This is a genomic window from Streptomyces goshikiensis, assembly GCF_014650555.1.
Classification (GTDB): Bacteria; Actinomycetota; Actinomycetes; order Streptomycetales; family Streptomycetaceae; genus Streptomyces; species Streptomyces goshikiensis.
Genome location: NZ_BMVE01000004.1, coordinates 175402 through 191888, shown reverse-complemented (window position 1 = coordinate 191888; position 16487 = coordinate 175402). Strand labels below are relative to the sequence as shown.

The 16487-nt window shown below is 70.3% G+C and carries 18 protein-coding genes; 8 read left to right on the top strand and 10 right to left on the bottom strand.

Annotated elements, in window-relative coordinates:
- Nucleotides 1–40: 40 nt before the first annotated feature.
- Together IE248_RS14205 and IE248_RS14200 are read right to left on the bottom strand one after the other, a co-directional pair.
- Nucleotides 41–1159, bottom strand: a complete 1119-nt coding sequence (locus tag IE248_RS14205; protein ID WP_008741671.1) for a lipid II:glycine glycyltransferase FemX — start codon at nucleotides 1157–1159, stop codon at nucleotides 41–43.
- A 139-nt stretch (nucleotides 1160–1298) separates the two neighbouring features.
- Entirely contained in the window at nucleotides 1299–1604 is a 306-nt protein-coding gene (locus tag IE248_RS14200) for a hypothetical protein (protein ID WP_073774007.1), read from the bottom strand.
- A gap of 251 nt (nucleotides 1605–1855) precedes the next feature.
- On the opposite strand from IE248_RS14200, the gene rpsF reads away from it, so the two are divergent.
- The 4 genes from rpsF (at nucleotide 1856) to rplI (ending at nucleotide 3560) form a co-directional block, all read left to right on the top strand.
- Complete coding sequence (rpsF, locus tag IE248_RS14195) at nucleotides 1856–2146, top strand: 30S ribosomal protein S6 (protein ID WP_004950685.1); 291 nt, start codon at nucleotides 1856–1858, stop codon at nucleotides 2144–2146.
- 72 nt (nucleotides 2147–2218) lie between these two features.
- On the top strand, nucleotides 2219–2815 hold the full coding sequence (locus IE248_RS14190; RefSeq protein ID WP_190030893.1) for a single-stranded DNA-binding protein: 597 nt from the start codon (nucleotides 2219–2221) through the stop codon (nucleotides 2813–2815).
- Between the two features lie 43 nt (nucleotides 2816–2858).
- Nucleotides 2859–3095 carry a 30S ribosomal protein S18 gene (rpsR, locus tag IE248_RS14185; protein ID WP_005315025.1) on the top strand — a complete coding sequence of 79 codons (237 nt, stop codon included), beginning with the start codon at nucleotides 2859–2861 and terminating at the stop codon, nucleotides 3093–3095.
- A gap of 18 nt (nucleotides 3096–3113) precedes the next feature.
- Entirely contained in the window at nucleotides 3114–3560 is a 447-nt protein-coding gene (gene rplI, locus IE248_RS14180; RefSeq protein ID WP_008741674.1) for a 50S ribosomal protein L9, read from the top strand.
- 133 nt (nucleotides 3561–3693) lie between these two features.
- On the opposite strand, the gene IE248_RS14175 is transcribed toward rplI, so the two are convergent.
- Nucleotides 3694–5031 (bottom strand): MATE family efflux transporter, encoded by a 1338-nt coding sequence (locus tag IE248_RS14175; RefSeq protein ID WP_073797753.1) that lies wholly within the window; start codon nucleotides 5029–5031, stop codon nucleotides 3694–3696.
- A gap of 454 nt (nucleotides 5032–5485) precedes the next feature.
- Between IE248_RS14175 and dnaB the strand changes: the two genes are divergently transcribed.
- The gene (gene dnaB, locus IE248_RS14170; protein ID WP_037793400.1) at nucleotides 5486–6949 is read left to right on the top strand and encodes a replicative DNA helicase; all 1464 of its coding nucleotides are present in this window, start codon (nucleotides 5486–5488) and stop codon (nucleotides 6947–6949) included.
- Nucleotides 6950–6958: 9 nt separating this feature from the next.
- Nucleotides 6959–8344, top strand: coding sequence for a serine hydrolase domain-containing protein (locus IE248_RS14165; RefSeq protein ID WP_190030892.1), 1386 nt, complete (start codon nucleotides 6959–6961; stop codon nucleotides 8342–8344).
- 34 nt (nucleotides 8345–8378) lie between these two features.
- Here the strand turns inward: IE248_RS14165 and IE248_RS14160 are convergent, their stop codons facing one another.
- From IE248_RS14160 to IE248_RS14150, 3 genes are read right to left on the bottom strand one after another with little or no spacing between them, the layout of a single operon-like run.
- Entirely contained in the window at nucleotides 8379–9557 is a 1179-nt protein-coding gene (locus tag IE248_RS14160; RefSeq protein ID WP_190030891.1) for a winged helix DNA-binding domain-containing protein, read from the bottom strand.
- Nucleotides 9558–9612: 55 nt separating this feature from the next.
- A complete protein-coding gene (locus tag IE248_RS14155; protein WP_073797750.1) occupies nucleotides 9613–10074 on the bottom strand; it encodes a GNAT family N-acetyltransferase in 462 nt (153 codons plus the stop codon).
- A gap of 14 nt (nucleotides 10075–10088) precedes the next feature.
- Nucleotides 10089–11000, bottom strand: coding sequence for a GNAT family N-acetyltransferase (locus tag IE248_RS14150; protein WP_073797749.1), 912 nt, complete (start codon nucleotides 10998–11000; stop codon nucleotides 10089–10091).
- Nucleotides 11001–11161: 161 nt separating this feature from the next.
- Here IE248_RS14150 and IE248_RS14145 point away from each other — a divergent pair, with 161 nt between their 5' ends.
- Together IE248_RS14145 and IE248_RS14140 are read left to right on the top strand one after the other, a co-directional pair.
- Entirely contained in the window at nucleotides 11162–11812 is a 651-nt protein-coding gene (locus IE248_RS14145) for an HAD family hydrolase (protein WP_008741681.1), read from the top strand.
- A gap of 68 nt (nucleotides 11813–11880) precedes the next feature.
- Nucleotides 11881–13143, top strand: coding sequence for a globin domain-containing protein (locus IE248_RS14140; RefSeq protein ID WP_373301515.1), 1263 nt, complete (start codon nucleotides 11881–11883; stop codon nucleotides 13141–13143).
- 64 nt (nucleotides 13144–13207) lie between these two features.
- Here the strand turns inward: IE248_RS14140 and IE248_RS14135 are convergent, their stop codons facing one another.
- The 4 genes from IE248_RS14135 to IE248_RS14120 all read right to left on the bottom strand — a co-directional run bounded on the left by IE248_RS14135 (nucleotide 13208) and on the right by IE248_RS14120 (nucleotide 16463).
- Nucleotides 13208–13687 carry an NUDIX domain-containing protein gene (locus IE248_RS14135; RefSeq protein WP_008741683.1) on the bottom strand — a complete coding sequence of 160 codons (480 nt, stop codon included), beginning with the start codon at nucleotides 13685–13687 and terminating at the stop codon, nucleotides 13208–13210.
- 60 nt (nucleotides 13688–13747) lie between these two features.
- Complete coding sequence (locus IE248_RS14130; protein WP_190030890.1) at nucleotides 13748–14653, bottom strand: LysR family transcriptional regulator; 906 nt, start codon at nucleotides 14651–14653, stop codon at nucleotides 13748–13750.
- 198 nt (nucleotides 14654–14851) lie between these two features.
- The gene (locus IE248_RS14125) at nucleotides 14852–16015 is read right to left on the bottom strand and encodes a cystathionine gamma-lyase (protein WP_100581298.1); all 1164 of its coding nucleotides are present in this window, start codon (nucleotides 16013–16015) and stop codon (nucleotides 14852–14854) included.
- A 67-nt stretch (nucleotides 16016–16082) separates the two neighbouring features.
- Nucleotides 16083–16463, bottom strand: a complete 381-nt coding sequence (locus IE248_RS14120; RefSeq protein ID WP_008741686.1) for a phage holin family protein — start codon at nucleotides 16461–16463, stop codon at nucleotides 16083–16085.
- Between the last annotated feature and the right edge of the window lie 24 nt (nucleotides 16464–16487).

The following is a 16487-nucleotide window of genomic DNA, read 5'->3' as shown; positions in this document are numbered from 1 at the left end:
AGCGTTGCGGTGTGTGTGGAGCAGTGCGGTGCGGTGTGGGTCAGCGCCGCGACATGTAGATGTCGAGGGCCTTGTGCAGCATCTTGTTGAGCGGGAAGTCCCACTCGCCGACGTACTCGACGGCCTCGCCGCCGGTGCCGACCTTGAACTGGATGAGACCGAACAGGTGATCGTTCTCGTCCAGGGTGTCACTGATGCCGCGCAGGTCGTAGACGCTCGCACCGAGCGCGTACGAGTCGCGCAGCATCCGCCACTGCATCGCGTTCGACGGCCGAACCTCGCGCTTGTGGTTGGCCGATGCGCCGTACGAGTACCAGACGTGCTGGCCGACGGTGAGCATCGTGGCGGCGGCCAGCGGCTCCCCCTCGTGGGTGGCGATGTACAGCCGCATCCGGTTGGGGTCCTCGGAGTTGAGGGCCGTCCACTGACGCTGGAAGTAGCTGAGCGGGCGCGGGCGGAACTTGTCGCGCTCGGCCGTGATCTCGTACAGGTGCTGCCAGGTCGGCAGGTCGTCGTAGCCGCCCTGGACGACCTCGACACCGGCCTTCTCGGCCTTCTTGATGTTGCGGCGCCACAGCTGGTTGAAGCCCTTGAGGACGTCGTCCAGCGAGCGGTTGGCCAGCGGCACCTGGAACACGTAACGCGGCTGGACGTCGCCGAAGCCGGCGCCGCCGTCCTCGGCTTGCTGCCAGCCCATCCGGCGCAGCTTGTCCGAGACCTCGAAGGCGCGCGGCTCGATGACCGAAGCCTCCACGTCGCGCAGTCGCTTGACGTTCGGGTCCTGGATACCGGCCTTGATGGCCGCCGAGTTCCAGCGGCGGATCACGACGGGCGGGCCCATCTTCACGGTGAAGGCGCCCTGGTGCTTCAGGTGCGCCAGCATCGGCTGGAGCCATTCCTCCAGATTCGGGGCGTACCAGTTGATGACCGGGCCCTCGGGCAGGTACGCGAGGTAGCGCTTCACCTTGGGCAGCTGCCGGTACAACACGAGGGCGGCGCCGACGAGTTCCTCCGACTCGTTGAACCATCCGAGGTTCTCGGAGCGCCACTCGTTCTTCACGTCGGCCCACGCCGGGACCTGGCAGTGGCTCGCCGAGGGCAGGCTCTGGAGGTAATCCAGATGCTGCTCTCGACTGATGGTCCTCAGGGACAGGCTCATGCGGGGCGTCTCCTCCGGCGGCTTCGCTGGCTATGGCGCGAAGCCTACTGCGACAAGGGCGCCACCCATCTGGGGGACGGGCCGTGCCCGTCCCCGTGGCGGCCGGCGCCCTTGTCGCGGAGATGCCCCGGTCAGCCGCTCAGCCGCCGAAGAGACCGCCGTGCGCCATGCCGAGGTAGAAGCCGATGGCCGAGGCGCCAAGGCCGATGATCAGTGCGAAGCGCTCGCGTGTCGTGACGGAGATGAACTGTCCGTACGCGCCGGTCAGGATCCCGATCAGCCCGGTCCACGAGCTGAGCAGGTGGAGATTGTGGAAGAACGCCGTGACGAACGCCACGGCCCCGAGGACCAGCGTGACCGCCAGCAGGGTGTCCTGCAGGGGGTGGGGCTTGCCGTCGGTCGCGAAGAGGGAGATGGAGGACTGGCGTCGCATTGCCTGTGCCATCGGAAAGGCACCTCCTGGCTGAAGCAGAGCGGTGCACCGGGGCCGCCTCCGGGAGGAGCCGGGGGCTTAGCACCGAGCGCACCCGTTGAGTACAGATTGTGGCCTCCTCCTGCCGGATTTCAACCGGAAGGAGTCGAGCAGGTAGTCTGTACGGTCTGCGCGGTGTCTGTTCTCAGGCACCGTGCCACGCATCACGACCCTCCTGCCACGGAACGACCGTGGCCGCTGAGTCCAAAGGAGGTGGGTTCCACATGCGTCACTACGAAGTGATGGTCATCCTCGACCCCGATCTCGAGGAGCGCGCTGTCTCCCCGCTGATCGAGAACTTCCTCTCCGTCGTCCGTGAGGGCAACGGAAAGGTTGAGAAGGTCGACACCTGGGGCCGTCGTCGTCTCGCTTACGAGATCAAGAAGAAGCCCGAGGGCATCTACTCGGTCATCGACCTTCAGGCCGAGCCTGCGGTCGTCAAGGAGCTTGACCGACAGATGAACCTGAACGAGTCGGTTCTCCGGACCAAGGTCCTTCGCCCCGAGACCCACTGAACTTCGGTTCAGCGGTAATCGGGAACGAGTAGCACAGCAGCCCAGCAGCAATCCCCGCCGAGAGGTTCATCCATGGCAGGCGAGACCGTCATCACGGTCGTCGGCAATCTCGTCGACGACCCCGAGCTGCGCTTCACCCCCTCGGGTGCGGCGGTCGCGAAGTTCCGTGTCGCGTCCACTCCCCGCATCTTCGACAAGCAGACCAATGAGTGGAAGGACGGCGAAGGCCTGTTCCTGACCTGCTCGGTCTGGCGTCAGGCGGCGGAGAACGTCGCCGAGTCCCTTCAGCGGGGCATGCGCGTCATCGTGCAGGGCCGGCTGAAGCAGCGGTCGTACGAGGACCGTGAGGGTGTCAAGCGCACGGTCTACGAGCTGGACGTCGAGGAAGTCGGCCCCAGCCTGAAGACCGCCACGGCCAAGGTCGCCAAGACCACCGGTCGCGGCGCTCAGGGTGGATACGGCGGCGGCGGTCAGCAGCAGGGTGGCGGCGGCGGTGGCTGGGGCGGAGCCCCCAGCGGCGGCGCACCTCAGGGCGGCGGAGCTTCCTCCGACGACCCGTGGGCGTCCAGCGCGCCGACCGGCGGCCAGCAGCAGGGCGGCGGCGGGGGCGGCTGGGGCGGAAGCTCCGGCGGCTCCGGTGGTGGCTACTCGGACGAGCCGCCCTTCTAGGGCAGCTCGCATCCCCACTTCTTGATCACACAGGAGAGACACAATGGCGAAGCCGCCTGTGCGCAAGCCTAAGAAGAAGGTCTGCGCGTTCTGCAAGGACAAGACCGCTTACGTGGACTACAAGGACACGAACATGCTGCGGAAGTTCATTTCCGACCGCGGCAAGATCCGTGCCCGCCGCGTTACCGGCAACTGCACGCAGCACCAGCGTGACGTCGCCACGGCCGTGAAGAACAGCCGTGAGATGGCGCTGCTGCCCTACACGTCCACCGCGCGATAAGGAAAGGGTGACCGAATAATGAAGATCATCCTGACCCACGAGGTCTCTGGCCTCGGCACCGCCGGCGATGTCGTCGACGTCAAGGACGGTTACGCTCGCAACTACCTGGTCCCGCGTGGTTTCGCGATCCGCTGGACCAAGGGTGGCGAGAAGGACGTGGCGCAGATCCGCCGCGCCCGCAAGATCCACGAGATCGCGACCATCGAGCAGGCCAACGAGTTCAAGGCCAAGCTTGAGGGCGTGAAGGTCCGTCTGGCCACCCGCGCGGGTGACGCCGGTCGTCTCTTCGGTTCCGTCACTCCGTCCGACATCGCCACGGCGATCGAGGCTTCCGGTGGCCCGAAGGTCGACAAGCGCCGCGTTGAGCTGGGCTCCCCGATCAAGACCCTCGGTTCGTACCAGGTCTCCGTGCGTCTGCACGCCGAGGTCGCCGCGAACGTGGGCATCGAGGTCGTCGCCGCCTAAGGGCTGCGCATGAAGGGCCGCACCCCGATGGGGTGCGGCCCTTCGTCGTTGCCGGGCGATGTTTCACGTGAAACAGGAGCGGGCCTTGCCCTGTGTTTCACGTGAAACACAGGGCAAGGGCCAAGGGCACCTCTCAGCGCGTCGCCCCCGCGATCAGCCAGCGGCCGGAGCGGGCGCGGAGCTGGAGGGTGGCCATCCGGACCACCATCATCAGCGTCATGGCCCACCAGAGCGCGGTCAGGCCCCCGCCGAGGGCCGGGACGAGCAGAGCGGCCGGGGTGAACACGGCAAGGGTGAGCAGCATCGCCCAGGCGAGGTAGCGGCCGTCTCCGGCGCCCATCAGGACACCGTCCAGGACGAAGACGATCCCGGAGACGGGCTGGGAGACCGCCACGACCAGCAGGGCGGGCAGCAGGGCCTTCTCTACCGTGGGGTCGCTGGTGAACAGCGGAATGAACACCGGGCGGGCCAGTACGACCAGCAGGCCGAGCACGATGCCCGAGGCGATGCCCCACTGCACCATGCGCCGGCAGACGGCCTTGGCCCCGTGGGTGTCACCGGCTCCGAGGTAGCGGCCGATGATGGCCTGTCCCGCGATCGCGATCGCGTCCAGGGCGAAGGCCAGCAGGCTCCACAGCGCGAGCAGGATCTGGTGGGCCGCGATGTCGGCGTCGCCCAGCCGTGCGGCGACCGCCGTGGCGATCATGAGTACGGCGCGCAGGGACAGGGTGCGGACCAGCAGAGGGGCACCGGCCTGGGCGCAGGCCCGGATGCCCGCCGGGTCGGGGCGCAGGGAGGCCTGGTGCTCGCGGGCGCCCCGGACGACCACGAAGAGGTAGGCGGCGGCCATGGCGCACTGGGCGATGACCGTGCCCCAGGCGGATCCGGCGATCCCGAGCCCCGCGCCGTAGACGAGGGCGACGTTCAGGGCGCCGTTGAGGGCGAACCCGCCGATGGCCACGTAGAGCGGGGTCCTGGTGTCCTGGAGGCCGCGGATGACGCCGGTGGCGGCGAGCACCATCAGCATGGCCGGGATGCCGAGGGCGGAGATCCGCAGGTAGGTGATCGCGTACGGGGCGACCGTGTCCGAGGCCCCGAAGAGGGAGATCAGCCAGGGCGCTGCGGGCATGACGACGGCGATGACGGCCGCGCCGAGCAGGAGGGCGAGCCAGATGCCGTCCATGCCCTGCCGGATGGCCGCCTGGAGGTCTCCCGCGCCGACGCGGCGGGCGACGGCCGCGGTGGTCGCGTAGGCGAGGAAGACGAAGACGCTCACGGCGGTGGTGAGCAGTGCGGCGGCGATGCCGAGGCCGGCGAGCTGGGGTGTGCCGAGGTGCCCCACGATGGCGCTGTCGGCCATCACGAAGAGGGGCTCGGCGACGAGGGCGCCGAAGGCGGGGACGGCGAGTGCGAGGATCTCGCGGTCGTGCCGTCTCGGGGCAGCCTTCGGTGCTGCGGGGGCCTGTGTCATGTGCTCAATCTAATCTTCCACAGGTAATAGATACAAGGGTCTTTTGATCCTTACCGGCGCGCTGACTTGGGCGTTCTTCACACCCCGTTGGAGGCGATCTTGTGGCGGTGGCCAAGAATTTTCTTCCCCACAGTCAGTGGAAGAAGAAATAGCAGGTCAACATGGGTGTATGGGTAGGGCAGGTGATTTTGTCCACAGCCCCGTCCCCCGGTCCGTGCACAGCTTCGGCGGAGTTACCCACAGCATTGGTGCCGTCATCCACATCTCATCCACACACCCTGTGGATAACAAGATTGGCTGACGTCGCCAACGGCCCTACCGTTGTGCGTTGCCCGACGTGCCGAGAGCCGATTCGGGTGCCCCAAATGTCAGAGCCGTGTCGTAGAAAAAGAGTGGCACGGCGAGGTCCGCGTTGCGGACGGGAGGAGGCGGCCCGGTGAGCATGCCCGAGCCCATGGACGACCCTTGGGCCGACAGCGGTCCAGGCGACCGTCTGCCCGCCCGTCCGCGCCGTAACGGCGAGGGACGCGGCCGCGGGGACGACCAGCAGGACCGGGGCCGCGAGGGCGGCTCCTGGGACGGCGGAGGCGGCGGCTTCGAGCGCGTCCCGCCGCAGGACCTCGACGCCGAGCAGTCCGTCCTCGGCGGCATGCTGCTCTCGAAGGACGCGATCGCCGACGTGGTCGAGGTCCTCAAGGGCCACGACTTCTACCGGCCCTCGCACGAGACGATCTACCAGGCCATCCTCGACCTGTACGCGAAGGGCGAGCCGGCCGACCCGATCACGGTCGGCGCCGAGCTCACCCGGCGCGGCGAGATCAGCAAGGTCGGCGGGGCCTCGTACCTGCACACCCTGGTCCAGTCGGTGCCCACGGCGGCGAACGCCGAGTACTACGCCGAGATCGTCCACGAGCGGGCGGTCCTGCGCCGGCTGGTCGCGGCCGGCACGAAGATCACGCAGATGGGATACGCGGCCGACGGCGACGTCGACGAGATCGTCAACAGCGCCCAGGCCGAGATCTACGCCGTCACCGAGCAGCGGACCTCCGAGGACTACCTGCCCCTCGGCGACATCATGGAAGGCGCCCTCGACGAGATCGAGGCGATCGGCTCCCGCAGCGGCCAGATGTCGGGCGTCCCGACCGGCTTCACCGACCTCGACTCGCTCACCAACGGCCTGCACCCGGGCCAGATGATCGTCATCGCGGCCCGACCCGCCATGGGTAAGTCCACCCTCGCGCTGGACTTCGCCCGGGCCTGCTCCATCAAGAGCAACCTGCCGAGCGTCATCTTCTCCCTCGAAATGGGCCGCAACGAGATCGCGATGCGCCTGCTGTCGGCGGAGGCCCGGGTGGCGCTGCACCACATGCGCTCCGGCACGATGACGGACGACGACTGGACCCGGCTGGCCCGCCGGATGCCCGACGTGTCCGCGGCCCCCCTGTACATCGACGACTCCCCCAACCTGTCGATGATGGAGATCCGGGCCAAGTGCCGTCGGCTCAAGCAGCGCAACGACCTCTCGCTCGTGGTCATCGACTACCTCCAGCTGATGCAGTCGGGTGGCTCGCGCCGTCCCGAGAGCCGTCAGCAGGAGGTCTCGGACATGTCCCGAAACCTCAAGCTGCTGGCGAAGGAGCTGGAGGTCCCGGTGATCGCGCTGTCCCAGCTGAACCGTGGTCCCGAGCAGCGCACCGACAAGAAGCCGATGGTCTCCGACCTTCGTGAATCGGGTTCGATCGAGCAGGACGCCGACATGGTCATCCTGCTGCACCGTGAGGACGCGTACGAGAAGGAGTCGCCCCGTGCGGGCGAGGCGGACCTGATCGTGGCGAAGCACCGTAACGGCCCCACGGCGACGATCACGGTGGCCTTCCAGGGCCACTACTCGCGGTTCGTGGACATGGCCAACACGTAGCATCCGATCATGGATGCCGTACCTGAAGACCTGGATCTGCTCCCCACCACCCGGCGCGCGCTGAGGCACCGGATCGCCGTCGCCCAGAGCGAAGGGCGGGCGCCGTCGGTGGTGGCGGCCGTCGTACGCGGGGGCGAGCTGGTCTGGGAGGGCTCCCGGACCTCGGTCGAGGGGCACGGGCCCGACGGGAACGTGCAGTACCGGATCGGGTCGATCACCAAGACCTTCACCGCTGTTCTCGTGATGCGGCTGCGCGACGAGGGCCGGCTGACGCTCGGAGACCCGCTGGAGAAGCACCTCCCGGGGACCGGCGCCGGAGAGGTGACCGTCGCCCAGTTGCTGGCCCACACCGGCGGGTTGGCCGCGGAGACCCCGGGGCAGTGGTGGGAGCGGTCCTCGGCGGCGTTGCGGCCGGAGCTGTCGGACGTACTGGGGGAGGAGCCGTTCCGGCACGAGCCCGGGCGGCGCCACCACTACTCCAACCCCGGCTACACGCTGCTCGGTTCGCTCGTCGAGGCGTTGCGCGGGAAGCCGTGGGCCGAGGTGCTGCGGGCCGAGGTGCTGGAGCCGCTGGGGCTCGGCCGTACGAGCCCGCTGCCGCAGGCCCCGCACGCCGGTGGCTGGGCTGTGCACCCGTGGGCGGACGTGATGATGCCGGAGCCGCTGGAAGACCTGGGGCTGATGGCCCCGGCCGGTCAGCTGTGGTCCACGACAGGGGACTTGGCGCGGTTCGCGGCGTTCCTGGCGCGCGGTGACGAGCGGGTGCTGAGCGCGGATTCGGTACGGGAGATGCGGACGTCGGCGGCTCCGCCGGAGCCCGGCCTCGCCGAGGCCGGTTACGGGCTCGGCCTCCAGCTGATGGACGGCGCCGGCCGCCGGCTCGTGGGGCACAGCGGTTCGCTTCCGGGGTTCGTCGCGGGGCTGTGGCTCAGCGAGGCGGACGACGTGGCGGCGGTGGTGCTGGCGAACTGCACGTCGGGGCTGCCCGCGACGGCGCTGGCCGCCGACCTGGTGGCGATCGTCGCGGACGCGGAGCCGCGGTTCCCGGAGCCGTGGCGGCCGTTCCGGGAGGCGGACCACGTTTCGCTGGAGCTGTGCGGGCCCTGGTACTGGGGGACTTCGGCCCAGGTGCTGCGGCTGACGGCGGACGGGCTGCTGGAGCTCCGCCCGGTGGGCGCGGTGGGCCGGGCCGCCCGGTTCCGCACCGGGCCGGACGGCAGCTGGACGGGGCTGTCCGGCTACTACGCGGGGGAGACGCTGCGGGCGGTCCGCCGGGAGGACGGTTCGGTGAGCCACCTCGATCTGGGCTCGTTCGTGTTCACCCGGGAGCCCTACGACCCCCAGGCGCCGGTGCCCGGCGGGGTGGACCCGCGGGGCTGGCGGGGCATCGGCTGACCTCTCCAGGACCGCCCGGACCGTTCCCGCGGGCTCAGGCCACGAGTTCGCGTTCGAGCGGGGTACGGAATCGCGGGGTGACGCGGGCCTCGCCCAGCCACTGGGCGAGGCGGACGGCCTCGGCGGTGACGGCCTCCTCGGCGGCTCGGCCGGGGTCGGCCAGCAGACGCCAGACGATCTCGCCGCTGGGGCGCTGCGCCCAGCCGCCGACGATCTCGCCGTTCCACCAGACGGTGGGTCCGAGGTTGCCGGCGTAGTCGAAGAGGGCCGGCCGGTGCGCCCGGTCGAGGTGGAAGCCGCGGTCGGCCCAGCCCATGCCGCTGGGGTCGAGGCCGGGCAGGAGGGCCGCCCAGGGTTCCGGGGCGGGTTCGGGCGCAGTGTCACCGGGGCTGACGAGTGCGGTGCTGCCGTCTTCGAGGCGGACCTGGTCGGCGCCGGCGGCGGCGAGGGCCTTGCGTACGTCGGTGAGGGTCCAGCCGGTCCACCATCTGAGGTCGGCCTCGGTGGCCGGACCGTAGGCGTGGAGCCAGCGGCGGGCGATCTCGGCGCGGGCCTCGGCAGCGGGCAGGGCGGGCCAGGGTTCGGTGTGCACCCACCGGAACTGGCTGGAGGTCCACGAGCCGCGGGGCCGGTCGCGGCGGATCCTGCCGTCGGCGGCGAGCAGACGGATGACGCGGGTGGCGACGCCGGCCTCGGTCTCGTACTTCTTGCCCCGGCCGATGGTGATCTTCTGGCGCAGGGCGGGTACGGCGGCGGAGATCTGGCTGCCGGTGGACGCCCCCTGGGCATCGAGGGCCGCGAGCGCGTCGGCTTCCGCCTGGGCGAGCCAGGCGGCATCGAGGCCCTGGCCGTCCTCGGCGAGGTGCTTGAGGAGGGTGCGGCGTTCCTTGGCGGCGATACCCCGGGCGGTGGAAGCGTCCACGTACGGGGCGAGTCCGGTGGAGACGGCGAAGAGCGTGTTGCGCATGCTGAGCAGCCGGACGAGGCTGACGTCCTCGTAGAGGGCCTTCTCGATCTCGGCCGGGCCGTCCCCCTCGGAGAGGCGGGCGCGGGCGGAGAGGAAGACGGTCGCGGCGTCGGTGGCGTGCAGGGCGACGACGGCGTCCGCCGCCTGGGCGGCGCTGGTGGCCCGGGCGGAGGGAGCCAGGCGGTGCCGGCGCCCGAGCCGGTGGCGGCGCTCGGCCGTGGTGACGAGGGGGAGGCTGGGGCTCATCCTCCCGATCGTAGGCCGGGCCGCCGACAGCGACCCGGCCCTGCCGGGGAGCTCGTCAGAGCTGCAGCTTGAAGCCGACGTGGGAGGCGGTGAACCCGAGCCGCTCATAGAAGCGGTGGGCATCGGTGCGGGTCACGTCCGAGGTGAGCTGGACGAGTTGGCAGTTCTCACGGCGGGACTGGTCGATGGCCCATTCGACGAAGCGGGTACCGAGGCCGCTGCCCCGTTCATCGGCGTGGACGCGGACGCCCTCGATGATCGAGCGGGTGGCTCCCTTGCGGGAGAGGCCCGAGACGATGGTGAGCTGGAGGGTGCCCACGACCCGGTCTCCCCGTACGGCGACGACCACGTGCTGGTGAGGGTCCTCGACCAGCCGCTTCAAGGCCGCGGCGTACGGGGTGAGGTCGTCAGGGGACTCACGGGTGGCGCCGAGGGGGTCGTCGGCGAGCATCGCGACGATGGCCGGCAGATCGTCCTCGGTGGCGGGGCGGATGGCCAGTTCCGGGGTGTCGGTCATGTGGTGGTCCTTTCTCAGCCGGCTGCCACGGTGAGGGGTGCCCAGCGGCGGGTCCAGTCACCCGGCAGGCCCGGGATGTCGCGGGTCATGACGGCGTTGAAGGCGATGGAGCCGAGGCCGCGGTCCTTGAGCCAGGCGAGGAGCTCCTCGTGGCGCTCGTCGACATCGGTGCGCAGGGGCCGGTCGGTGGTGGCGGCGAGGGCGGTGACGAGCGCCTGGGCGCCGGCGGTGTCGCGGGCGATCAGGGGGCCGATGACATGGGTGTCCATGTTGGGCCAGAGGGCGGCGTAGCCGGTGAGTTCGCCGGCCCGGTCCTCCGCGACCACGAGCCGGTCCGCGAAGGCGGGCAGCCGCGTGATCATGTGGGTCCGGTCGGCGCCGAAGACGTCGGCGTCCAGGCGGAGGATCCGGGAGAGGTCCTCGGCGGTGGCCGGCCGGACCTGGACGGTGGCCGACGCGGCGGCGGTGCTCTCGGGGTCGTGGGTGAACGCGCCCCTGAGCATCTCCGCTCGGCCCGTGGTGTCGAACCCGAGTTCCTCGTAGAGGGGCCGGCCGTAGGGGGTGGCGTGCAGGGTCAGCGGGATGCCCTTGAGGACGTCGTCACAGACGTGTGTCATCAGGCGGCGCCCGAGGCCCTGGCGGGCGTAGCGGTCGGCGACGAGGACCATCCCGATGGCGGCGAGGTCAGGCGCGGCAGGGTCGGGCCCGTACCGGGTGACGACGCAGGTGGCGGCGAGGCCCTGTCCGTCAGGGGCGTCGATGCCGTAGCCGTCGCCGGCGGCGAGGAGTAGCCCCCACTTGTGGTCCTCGCGGAGCCAGCCGCGGTCTTGGGACAGGTCGGCGCAGTGGCGGAGGTCCCCCGGGGTCAGCGCGCGGATCGGCAGTTCGGTGAGCTGTGGTGGTGTCACGGCCTCAGAGTGGATCATGGATGGGAAGCCGTCCAGAGGATTTGGAGTGGATGTTTCACGTGAAACATCCACATGCCTTCCGGAAAAGGGCTCGATGTTTCACGTGAAACACGCTGTTTCTCCCGTAGCTGACGTTCGGCAGTGCCCTGGGTGAAACGTACGGGCTAGCCTCCACTGTTATGACTCTCCTGCACCTCTTTGATCTCGACGGGACGCTGATGTACGGCTCGGCCGCGCCGGTCGAGATTTCCCGGCAGCTCGGCGTGAGTACGGAGATCGGCGAGCTGGAGCGCGCCTTCGCCGCGCGGGAGCTCACCCCTCAGGAGTTCTCGATCGCGGCACACGGGCTGTGGTCGGAGCTGACGCCGGTGCATGTCCGGGCCGCGTTCGACGGTGCTCCCTGGCTGTCGGGGATCCGCGAGGTGTGGCGGGAGATCCACGATCGCGGGGACTACTGCGCGGTGATCTCGCTGTCTCCGTCCTTCTTCGTGGAGCTGCTCCTGGAGTGGGGAGCGCACGCCGCCCATGGATCGGTCTACCCGTCCGTGCCGTTCACCGGGCCGCTGGACGTGGCGGGGATCCTGACGCCCGAGGGCAAGGTCGATGTGGCGGACCGGCTGTGCGAGCGGTTCGGGGTGAACCGGTCCGAGTGCGTCGCGTACGGGGATTCCCTGACGGATTCGGCGCTCTTCGAAGCGGTGCCGAGGTCGGTGGCGGTCAACGCGCGGCCCTATCTGGCGGAGCGCGCGACCTATGTCTATGAGGGGCGGGACCTGCGCGAGGCATACCAGCTATTGGGGTTGGCACGCCCGGGAGTTGAGACATCTTAAGGGGAAGGAAGGTTCGAAACGCGGAATTCCCGCATTCCCCCGCAGGCCTCTCGGTCGGCTGGCACGCTGTGAAACCCGGAACCACGGATTCGAGGCCGTGGCGTGTGCAGACCCGACCGAGATGCTCGAAGCGAGGCACCGCATGGACGCTGCGCCCACCAGATCGGCAAGACCGAGGACGGGCCGGATACCCCCCCCAGGGCGGTGAGGTCGAACCCTCTCCGGATGCCTTGCTCATCCGCAGGACCCTGGCGGAGATCGGACCCGTCGCCGACAAGATGACCTCGTACTTCTACGCCCTGGTGTTCACCAGGCACCCCGAAGTGCGGAGCATGTTCCCCCCGGCCATGGACATGCAGCGGGACCGGCTGCTGAAGGCCCTGCTCACGGCCGCCGAGCACATCGACGACCCGGACGTACTCGTCCCCTATCTGCGCCGGCTGGGCAGTGGCCACCGCAAGTACGGCACGATGGCGGGCCACTACCCGGTGGTCGGTGAGGCCCTGATCAGCGCGCTGGCCCGGTACGCGCAGCTGACCTGGGGACCCGAGCCCCAGGCCGCGTGGGTGCGCGCGTACACCGCGATCTCGCAGATCATGATCGATGCCGCCGCGGAGGAGGAGCGGACGAGCCCGCCGTGGTGGCACGCGGAGGTGGTCTCCCACGATCTGCGCACCCCGGACATCGCGGTGCTGACGGTGCGCCCCGACCAGCCGTACCCGTTTGTCGCCGGTCAGTACACGAGCATGGAGACCCCGTGGTGGCCGCGCGTGTGGCGGCACTACTCCTTCGCCTCGGCCCCCCGTGCCGACGGGCTGCTGTCCTTCCACGTGAAGGCGGTTCCGGCGGGCTGGGTCTCCAACGCGCTGGTGCGGCACGCCCGGCCGGGCGATGTGCTGCGGCTGGGTCCGCCGGCCGGGTCGATGGTGGTGGACCACAGCACCGACAACGGGATGCTCTGCCTGGGCGGCGGTACCGGCATCGCGCCGATCAAGGCCCTGATCGAGGACGTCGCCGAGCACGGCGAACGGCGCCCGGTGGAGGTCTTCTTCGGGGCGCGCTGTGACAACGACCTGTACGACAAGGACACCCTGCTGGGGCTGCAGCGTTCGCATCCGTGGCTGTCGGTGCGCCCGGTGGTCGGAGAGGGGCTGGCCGGCCAGCTGCCACAGGCGGTCGGTGAGCACGGGCCGTGGAGTTCGTACGACGCGTTCATCTCGGGGCCGTCGGCGATGATCCGCAGTGGCGTGGACGCCCTCAAGCGGATCGGGATCCCCGGAGACCGGATCCGGCACGACGCCGTGGAGGAACTGGAAGCCGTCGGCGGTTGAGGCCGGCGAGGACTGAGGCCGACGGCTTTCGCCGGCCTCAGACGTACCGCGGTCGGGACCCGGATCAGCCCAGGTCGGGGGCATGCATGGCGCGTACCCCCTCGATGTTGCCGTCGAGGTAGTGGCGCAGGGACAGCGGGACGAGATGGACGGCGGCGATGCCGACCCGGCTGAACGGAACCCGGACGATCTCGTAGGTCCCGTCGGGCTGGTCGACCTCGGGTCCGTGCCGTTGGCCGGGGTCCATCGATTCGAGGTGGCAGACGAAGAAGTGCTGCACCTTCACACCGGTCACCCCGCCGTCGGCGATGTGCTCGATCGTGTCGACGAAGCAGGGCACCACATCGGTGATCTTCGCGCCGAGTTCTTCGTGGACCTCCCGGTGGAGGGCGTCGATGACGGTGGCGTCCGAGGGCTCCACTCCCCCGCCGGGGGTGAGCCAGTAGGGATCGACGCCGGGCTTGGTGCGCTTGATGAGGATCAGGTCGTCACCGTCGAGCAGGATCGCGCGGGCGGTGCGTTTGACCACGGGACGTTCGGTCATGGGAGAAGAGTGGCCCAGGACTCCGCTTCTGAAACGCGCCGGGCCGCACAACCGGGGGGCTCACCAGTGCGCGGCGGCGCGCAGTAGCCGGTCGTGAGCGCGGGAGACGTGGGAGAGGGCCAGGCTTCCGGCGCGGGCGACGAGGAACCAGGTGCGTAGCGGCGGTACGGCCGGCTCCAGCAGGGCGACGACCTCGCCGCGCGCGAGCGCGTCCCGGCACAGGTAGCGGGGCAGTACGGCGAGCCCGGCGCCGCCCCGGACGCATTCCAGCACGGCGCGCAGGTCGGGGGCGACCACGGTGGCGGCGTCGGGCCGGGTGTCGGGCCGGGTGTCGAAGACGGCGGCCCAGTACCGGGTGACGAGGGGCAGCGATTCGTGGACCTCGACGAGCGGGATGCCGTCGAGGGCGGTCGGACCGCTTTCGCGCAGCCGGTCGGGGTCGACGAGCGCGGCCCAGTAGGGCGCGGCGACCAGCACGTGCTCCTCGTCGCACAGGGCGGCGGCGGTGAACAGGGCGCGGCGCGGGCGGGTGGTGGTGGCGATGAGGTCGTGGTGGCCGGCGGCGAGTGCGTCGAGCAGCTCCTCGGATCCGGCCTGAAGGACGGTGCGCAGGGTGTGGCCCTGGCCGACGAGGGGCGCGAGGGCGGGGAGCACGCGCAGCGACAGGAACTCGGGAGGCCCGGCGATGTGCAGGGTGCGGGGCGCGCCGGCGGCCTCCCGCTCGGTCTCGGTGATGCGCAGCAGCGCGTCGAGGTGGGGGGCGGCCTTGTGGGCGAGCTGGTCACCGACAGGGGTGGGGGTGACGCCGCGGGCCCGACGGTGGAACAGCGGTCGGCCCAGCTGGCGTTCGAGGGTGCGGATCTGTGAGGTGACGGCGGGCTGGGACAGCCCGAGCAGTGCGGCGGCCCGGGTGAACGAGCCCGCCCGGTGCACGGCGACGAAGGTGCGCAGCAGGGCCAGGTCCATGTCGGCCCCTCTCGGTGGGGGCCTACAACTATAAATATGTCGATAGGCCCCTGTCGTTACCGTGATTGGACTCTGACAGAGGGTCAACTAGCCTTGTGCCCGTGGTTCTTCGCGCGCGGAACCCGGGGCGGTCCGAGCCACTAGGGGGGAGGCTCGGATCGCCCGTCCGCGTGAGCGCGGTGCCTGCGGCCCCGCCGGTCAGCCGGCCGGGCCCGCCGCGTCCAGGGCCCGCAGTACGTCGCTGACCAGGTCCTCGGTGTCCTCGGCGCCCGCGGAGAAGCGGATGAACCCCTCCGGCACCGCGTCGCCTCCCCACCGTCCGCGCCGCTCGGCGGTGGACCGTACGCCGCCGAAACTGGTGGCGTCCTCGACCAGGCGCAGGGCGCTCATGAACCGTTCCGCGTGCCGGCGGTCGGGCAGGGTGAAAGAGACGACCGAGCCGAAGCCGGCCATCTGCCGGGCGGCGGTCTTGTGGGAGGGGTCCGAGGGCAGCCCCGGGTAGCGCAGCCCGGTGACCTCGCCGCGGCCGGCCAGCGCTTCGGCGACGGCCAGGGCGTTGGCCCACTGGCGCTGGGCGCGCAGCTGGATGGTGGCCAGGGAACGGTGGGCGAGCCAGGCCTCCATGGGACCCGGGATCGCGCCGACGATCTTGCGCCAGCGGCGGACGGCCGCGGCGAGCTCGGGGTCGCGGCAGACGACGTAGCCGAGCAGCAGATCACCGTGGCCGGTCAGGCCCTTGGTGCCACTGGCGACGGAGAAGTCGGCGCCGAGTTCCAGGGGCCGCTGGCCGAGCGGGGTGGCCAGGGTGTTGTCGACGGCGACGAGCGTGCCGCCGGCGTGGGCGGCCTCGACCAGGCGGCGTACGTCGCAGACGTCGAGTCCCGGGTTGGAGGGGGTCTCGATCCACAGCAGCCGGGCGCCTTCGAGAGCGCCGAGCTGGGCGTCGTTCCCGGTCGGGGCGGTGCGTACGCGGACCCCGTAGGCCTCCAGCTGCTCCCGGAGCAGGGGCAGCGCCTGGTAGCCGTCGTCGGGGAGGACGACGGTGTCGCCGGTGCGCGTCTGGGAGAGGAGGACGGCGGAGATCGCGGCCATCCCGGAGGCGAAGACGACGGTCTGCGCGCCGTCCGCGCCGGGCGCCTCCAGCTCCCCGATGGCCCGCTCCAGCAGGGTCCAGGTGGGGTTGGTGTCGCGGCCGTACGTGTACGGGCCCTCGACGTCGCCCGGGAGGTGGAAATGCGCGGCGAAGACGGGGCCGGGCAGGGGCGGTTCGTTCTTGACGGGCTCGGGCAGTCCGGCGCGCACGGCGCGGGTGCCGTCGCCGATCCGGTCGGTGCCGGCCTGGTCTGGGGTGCGGTCGGTCACGGGGAGGTGCTCCTTCGCGGCGTGGCGGACTTCACGGCGTAGCGGCGCCGGCCCACACGGTGCCCGCTCAGTCCTTGTCGGGCAGGACCATGTTCACGGCCCAGGAGACGACGGAGATGATCAGGCCGCCGACGACGGCGGTCCAGAAACCGTCCACGTGGAAGCTGAGGTCGAGCTGCTTGGCCAGCCATGAGGTCAGCAGCAGCATCAGGGCGTTCACGACGAGGGTGAACAGCCCGAGGGTGATGATGAACAACGGCAGCGAGAGCAGTCTCACCACCGGCTTGACGATGAAGTTGACCAGTCCGAAGACCAGCGCGACCAGGATCAGGGTAAGTGTGCGGCGGCCCAGGCTGCTGCCGTCGTCGAGGGTGATGCCGGCGAGGAGCCACACGGCGACGGCCAGGGCCGCCGCGTTGGCGAGCGTCTTGACTACGAAATTGGTCATGTGTCTGATCGTGGCAGAGAAGAT